The sequence below is a fragment of the Intrasporangium sp. genome (genome assembly GCF_035688975.1).
Lineage (GTDB): Bacteria > Actinomycetota > Actinomycetes > Actinomycetales > Dermatophilaceae > CALMNV01.
In genome coordinates this window covers 1-5942 of sequence record NZ_DASSMH010000046.1, presented here as the reverse complement: position 1 = coordinate 5942, position 5942 = coordinate 1, and the positions used below count along the sequence as shown (strand labels likewise).

Below are 5942 nucleotides of genomic sequence, written 5' to 3'. Positions count from 1 at the left end.
CGTCTCCGTGCTGGGCGCCTTGCTCGCCGCCTTGCTCGCCGCCTTGCTCGCCGCCGATCCTCTCCTCGATGGTAGGCGGCGTCGCCCCCCGCGGCCCGAGTCGGCCGCGCGGCCGCGCGGCTAGACTCGCGGGGTGACCCTCAGCACCTCCACCACCGCGGAGGCCAACCTGGCGGCCGGGGCCCGCGACCTGCTCGGCGTCTCTCGCCTGACCAACGAGGCGCTCACCTCGTGGGTGCACGGCCTGCCGGGAGTGGACCAGGTCGGCTGCGAGGGCCGGGCCGCCGCGCTCGGCACCCGGTCGATCAAGACAAGCGCCAAGGCGTGGGCCATCGACACGGCCATCGGCATGATCGACCTCACGACGCTCGAGGGCGCCGACACCGTGGGCAAGGTCCGGTCGCTCTGTGCGAAGGCGCTCGTGCCCGACCCCACCGACCCGACGACGCCCCGGCCGGCGGCCGTGTGTGTCTACGGCGACCTCGTCGGGACGGCGCGTGCGGCGCTCGCGGACAGCGGCATCCGGGTGGCCGCTGTGGCCACGGCCTTTCCGTCCGGGCGGGCGAGCCTGCCGGTGAAGGTCGCCGACACCCAGGACGCGGTGCGGGCCGGGGCCGACGAGATCGACATGGTCATCGACCGGGGCGCCTTCCTCGCCGGTGACTACCTCACCGTGTGCACGCAGATCGCCGCCGTCCGGGACGCCTGCCACCGCCCCGGCGACGCGCCGGACGCCCACCTCAAGGTCATCCTCGAGACGGGCGAGCTCGCGACCTACGACAACGTGCGCCGCGCGGCCTACCTCGCCCTGCTCGCCGGCGCGGACTTCATCAAGACCTCGACGGGCAAGGTGCAGCCCGCCGCCACCCTGCCGGTCACGCTCGTGATGCTCGAGGCGGTGCGCGACTGGCGCGACCTCACGGGCACGCAGGTCGGGGTCAAGCCGGCCGGCGGCATCCGCACCACGAAGGACGCCATCAAGTACCTCGTCATGGTCAACGAGGTCGCCGGCGAGGACTGGCTCTCCCCCGACTGGTTCCGCTTCGGGGCCTCGGGGCTGCTCAACGACCTGCTCCTGCAGCGGCACAAGCTCACCACCGGCGCCTACTCCGGCCCCGACTACGTCACTCTCGACTGAGACCCCGCGAGGACCACGCATGTCACGTTTCGAGTACGCGCCCGCGCCCGAGTCACGCTCGGTCGTCACGGTCGAGCCGACCTACGGACTGTTCATCGACGGCCGCTTCACCGAGCCCACCGGGCTCTTCCCGACGGTCAACCCCGCTGACGAGACGGTCCTGGCGGAGGTCAGCCACGCCGGCCCGGCCGAGGTGGCCCGGGGCGTGGCCGCCGCCCGCAAGGCGTTTGACGGCGTCTGGGGGCGGATGAGCGGCGCCGAGCGCGGCAAGTACCTCTTCCGCATCGCCCGGATCCTGCAGGAGCGGGCCCGCGAGTTCGCCGTCCTCGAGACCCTCGACAACGGCAAGCCGATCAAGGAGTCGCGCGACGTCGACGTGCCGACCGCGGCCGCCCACTTCTTCTACCACGCCGGGTGGGCGGACAAGCTCGAGTATGCCGGCCTCACCGCGTCGGGCGCGGAGGTGGCCCGCCCGCACGGCGTCGTCGCGCAGGTCATCCCGTGGAACTTCCCGCTCCTCATGCTGGCCTGGAAGGTCGCCCCCGCCCTGGCCACCGGCAACACGGTCGTCCTCAAGCCGGCGGAGACCACGCCCCTGACCGCGCTGCTCTTCGCGCAGGTGTGCCAGCAGGCGGGCCTGCCCGACGGCGTCGTCAACATCATCACGGGCGACGGCCGCACCGGCCACGCGCTCGTCGAGCACCCCGACGTCGACAAGGTCGCCTTCACCGGCTCGACCGAGGTGGGCCGGTCCATCGCCCGCTCGATCGCCGGCACGGGCAAGCGGGCGACGCTCGAGCTGGGCGGCAAGGCCGCCAACATCGTCTTCGACGACGCTCCCATCGACCAGGCCGTCGAGGGCATCGTCGGCGGCATCTTCTTCAACCAGGGCCAGGTCTGCTGCGCCGGCTCGCGCCTGCTCGTGCAGGAGAACATCCACGACGCCCTCGTCGAGCGGCTCCGGCGTCGGCTCACGACCCTGCGCGTCGGGGACCCGCTCGACAAGAACACCGATGTCGGCGCCATCAACTCGCGGGCCCAGCTCGACCGGATCTCCGGCCTGGTCGAGGCGGGCATCGCGGAGGGCGCGCAGGCCTGGTCGCCGGAGTGCACGCTGCCCGCGTCGGGCTTCTGGTTCCGCCCCACCCTGCTCACCGGGGTGTCACAGACGCACCGGGTCGCGACCGAGGAGATCTTCGGCCCGGTCCTCAGCGTCCTGACCTTCCGCACGCCGCAGGAGGCGGTGGCCAAGGCGAACAACACGGCCTACGGCCTCTCGGCCGGGGTGTGGACCGAGAAGGGCTCGCGGATCCTCTGGATGGCCGACCAGCTGCGGGCCGGCGTGGTGTGGGCCAACACCTTCAACCGCTTCGACCCGAGCTCGCCGTTCGGCGGGTACAAGGAGTCCGGCTACGGCCGGGAGGGCGGCCGGCACGGCCTCGAGGCCTACGTCATGACCGGAGCGGGCCGATGAGCCGCCTCGCGATCCGCAAGACCTACAAGCTCTACATCGGCGGGGCTTTCCCGCGGAGCGAGTCGGGCCGGTCCTACGAGGTCAGCTCCCCTTCCGGCGCCTTCCTCGCCAACGCCGCGATGGGCTCGCGCAAGGACGCGCGTGACGCGGTCGTCGCCGCCCGGGGCGCCCTTGCCGGGTGGTCCGGCGCGACGGCATACAACCGTGGTCAGGTCCTCTACCGCGTCGCCGAGGTCCTCGAGGGACGCCGGGCGCAGTTCGCCGACGAGGTGGGCGCAGCGGAGGGGCTCGGTGCTCGGGACGCGGCCCGGGTCGTCGACCTCGCCGTCGACCGACTGGTCTGGTATGCCGGGTGGACCGACAAGGTGGCCCAGGTGCTCGGCGGCCTCAACCCCGTCGCCGGGCCCTTCTTCAACGTCTCCGTGCCGGAGCCGACGGGGGTCGTGGGCATCCTTGCGCCGCAAGGGTCCTCACTGCTCGGGCTGGTGTCGGTGCTGGCTCCGGTGATCTGCACCGGTAACACCGCGGTCGTTCTCGCGAGTGCCGACCGACCGCTCCCCGCCGTGACCTTCGGCGAGGTGCTCGCCACGTCTGACGTGCCAGGAGGGGTCGTCAACATCCTCACGGCGAGGACCGCCGAGGTGGCCCCGTGGCTGGCCGCCCACCGCGACGTGGGCGCCCTCGACCTCACCGGCGCCGCAGGTGCCGACGGGGTGGACTGGGCCTTCCTCGAGGCCGAGGCAGCCGGCAACCTCAAGCGGGTGCTGCGACCCCACCTCACCGACGGCACGCCGGCGGAGCCGGACTGGGCGCAGCCGCCGGACCTGACCAGGATCCGGGCGTTCGTCGAGACCAAGACCGTGTGGCACCCCAAAGGCCTCTGACGCGAGCCGTTCGGTGGGTCCCGCACGCACTCAGGGTGACCCGCTCGCGCCCCGGAGGCGCGAGCGGGTCATCCTGATCACGGGTCCGAGCGGCGCGGGGAAGAGCCGGCTCTCTGCGCGCCTCAGCGAGGTGCACGGCTGGCCCGTGATCCGTCTCGACGACTTCTACCGCGGGCTCGACGACCCCGACCTGCCACGATCCCCGCTCGGCATCGTGGACTGGGACCACGTCGACTCGTGGCACGCCGACGCGGCGGTGGCCGCGCTGCGCGAGCTCGTTGACACCGGCCAGGTCGACGTGCCCGTCTACGACATCGCGACCTCGTCGGTGGTCGGGAGTCACCGCGTCTCGGCCCGCTGCGCCGACCCCGTGCTCGCCGAAGGCCTCTTCGCCGCCCGGCTCGTCGAGCCGCTGCGGACCGAGGGCCTGCTCGCCGACGTCCTCTGCGTCCGGCGGAACCGGTGGCTCACCTTCGCCCTGCGCCTGGGTCGGGACCTGGCCGAGCGGCGCAAGCCCCCGCACATCCTGCTCCGGCGTGGGATGGCGCTGCTGCGCGCCGAGCCGGCGGTGGTGGCGCAGGCCGTCGCGCACGGCGCCCGCCCAGTCACCCCCCGAGAGGCCGAGTCGGCTCTGGCGATGCGGGGCGACCCAGCGCGGCATACCCCGGCTTGATGACGTCGTCGATCATCGCGAGCCGCTCGTCGAAGGGCAGGAAGGCCGACTTCATCGCGTTGATGGTCACCCAGCGCAGGTCCTCCATGGTCCAGCCGGCGTGCTCGACGAGCAGCGACATCTCCTTGCTCAGGGAGGTGTCGCTCACGAGGCGGTTGTCCGTGTTGAGCGTGACCCGGAAGCGCAGCCGCTTGAGCAAGGTGATGGGGTGCAGTGGGATGGACCGCGCCGCGCCGGTCTGCAGGTTGCTGCTCGGGCACATCTCCAGCGGGATGCGCACGTCACGGACGTAGGCCGCCAACCGGCCGAGGTGCACCCGATCGAGCCCGACCAGGCTGAGCGCCTCCTCGTCGTCCCGCTGGGCGTCGAGCCAGTCCCGGAAAGGCGTGCCGTCGATGCTGAGGTCGTCGACGATGCGCACACCGTGCCCGAGGCGGTCCGCACCGCACCACTGGATCGCCTCCCAGATGGACGGCAGTCCGAAGGCCTCTCCGGCGTGGATGGTGAAGTGGGCGCTCTCCCGGCGGAGGTACTCGAAGGCGTCGAGGTGCCTCGTGGGCGGAAAGCCGGCCTCGGCGCCGGCGATGTCGAAGCCGGCCACGCCGGCGTCGCGGTAGCGGACGGCAAGCTCGGCGATCTGCGTCGACGTGGCCGCGTGCCGCATCGCCGTGAGCAGCGCGGCGACCCGGATCGGGCGGCCCGCGGCGGCGGCCCGCGCCTCGCCCTCCCGGAAGCCGGCGTTGACCGCCTCGATGACCTCCTCGAGGCTCAGGCCCGCTTCGAGGTGCTGCTCGGGTGCGTAGCGGCTCTCCGCATAGACCACGCCGTCGGCCGCGAGGTCCTCCGCGCACTCGCGCGCCACCCGGAAGAGGGCATCCCTCGTCTGCAGGACGGCGAGGGTCTGCTCGAACGTCTCGAGGTATCGAGGTAGCGACCCGCTGGAGGCGCTTGCGCGAAACCACGACCGCAGCCGGGACGGCTCGCGGACGGGCAACCCGTCGTATCCGGCCTCGTCCGCGAGCTCGACGATGGTGTCCGCCCGGAGCCCGCCGTCGAGGTGGTCGTGCAGCAGCACCTTGGGCGCTGCGGCGATCGCGGCCGCGGTCATTGTCCGGCGGCTCCGTCGTCCTCCCGATGGGCCATGCGGGGTGAGAAGGCGGGAAGGCAGATCGCGACGTAGCGCGCGCCCTCCGGTCCGCTGGAGTAGCGGATCCGCTCCCCGGCGTGCGTGACGACCGTCTGTCCGGCGTCCACGGCGAGGGTGCCTCCGTCGTGCTCCACGAGGACGCGGCCGGCCAGGACGAGGGTGATCTCGTCGAACTCGGGGGTCTGGAAGGGCTCGGACCACTCCGGGGGGGCGACCATGTGGGCCACGGAGACGGACGCCGCGAGGCGCAGGCCCGGGGTCGTCACCGCACCGACGTGCTCGTCGATGACCTTGCCGCCGGGAACGGGGATGCGGGTGGCAGCGGGAATGAGCTCGGGCACCGGCCCACCCTACGCCCTGCGCGATGGCGGCCCCTGCGGTGGGACGCCACCCGGTGAGAGGGCCCGCGATGCACCGCGTGCGGACAGCACCACGCGCCCGGACCTGAGGCAGTGCCTGGGTCCGGGCGCGTGTTTATCAAAGTATGTCCGGCTGCGTCCTACTCTCCCACACCGTCACCAGTGCAGTACCATCGGCGCTGAAGGGCTTAGCTTCCGGGTTCGGAATGGGACCGGGCGTTTCCCCTTCGCTATGGCAGCCGTAACTCTATGGAGATATCAAACCTG

6 protein-coding genes and 1 rRNA gene are annotated in these 5942 nt (G+C 72.3%); 4 read left to right on the top strand and 3 right to left on the bottom strand.

What is annotated here, in order from left to right; translation table 11 throughout:
- The first annotated feature begins 133 nt into the window (after positions 1 to 133).
- The 4 genes from deoC to VFJ94_RS04635 are packed head-to-tail and all read left to right on the top strand — an operon-like array spanning position 134 to position 4169.
- Positions 134 to 1138 (top strand): deoxyribose-phosphate aldolase, encoded by a 1005-nt coding sequence (gene deoC, locus VFJ94_RS04650; RefSeq protein WP_414654558.1) that lies wholly within the window; start codon positions 134 to 136, stop codon positions 1136 to 1138.
- 19 nt (positions 1139 to 1157) lie between these two features.
- Positions 1158 to 2612, top strand: coding sequence for an aldehyde dehydrogenase family protein (locus VFJ94_RS04645; protein WP_325003022.1), 1455 nt, complete (start codon positions 1158 to 1160; stop codon positions 2610 to 2612).
- Positions 2609 to 3496 carry an aldehyde dehydrogenase family protein gene (locus VFJ94_RS04640; RefSeq protein WP_325003021.1) on the top strand — a complete coding sequence of 296 codons (888 nt, stop codon included), beginning with the start codon at positions 2609 to 2611 and terminating at the stop codon, positions 3494 to 3496. The genes VFJ94_RS04645 and VFJ94_RS04640 overlap by 4 nt, the downstream gene beginning before the upstream one ends.
- Positions 3497 to 3509: 13 nt before the next feature.
- Positions 3510 to 4169 carry an AAA family ATPase gene (locus VFJ94_RS04635; protein ID WP_325003020.1) on the top strand — a complete coding sequence of 220 codons (660 nt, stop codon included), beginning with the start codon at positions 3510 to 3512 and terminating at the stop codon, positions 4167 to 4169.
- On the opposite strand, the gene VFJ94_RS04630 is transcribed toward VFJ94_RS04635, so the two are convergent.
- From VFJ94_RS04630 to rrf, 3 genes are all read right to left on the bottom strand, one after another.
- Positions 4102 to 5277 carry an adenosine deaminase gene (locus VFJ94_RS04630; protein WP_325003019.1) on the bottom strand — a complete coding sequence of 392 codons (1176 nt, stop codon included), beginning with the start codon at positions 5275 to 5277 and terminating at the stop codon, positions 4102 to 4104. The genes VFJ94_RS04635 and VFJ94_RS04630 overlap by 68 nt on opposite strands.
- Positions 5274 to 5657, bottom strand: coding sequence for a cupin (locus VFJ94_RS04625; RefSeq protein ID WP_325003018.1), 384 nt, complete (start codon positions 5655 to 5657; stop codon positions 5274 to 5276). The genes VFJ94_RS04630 and VFJ94_RS04625 overlap by 4 nt, the downstream gene beginning before the upstream one ends.
- A 145-nt stretch (positions 5658 to 5802) precedes the next feature.
- Positions 5803 to 5919, bottom strand: a 5S ribosomal RNA gene (gene rrf, locus VFJ94_RS04620).
- Between the last annotated feature and the right edge of the window lie 23 nt (positions 5920 to 5942).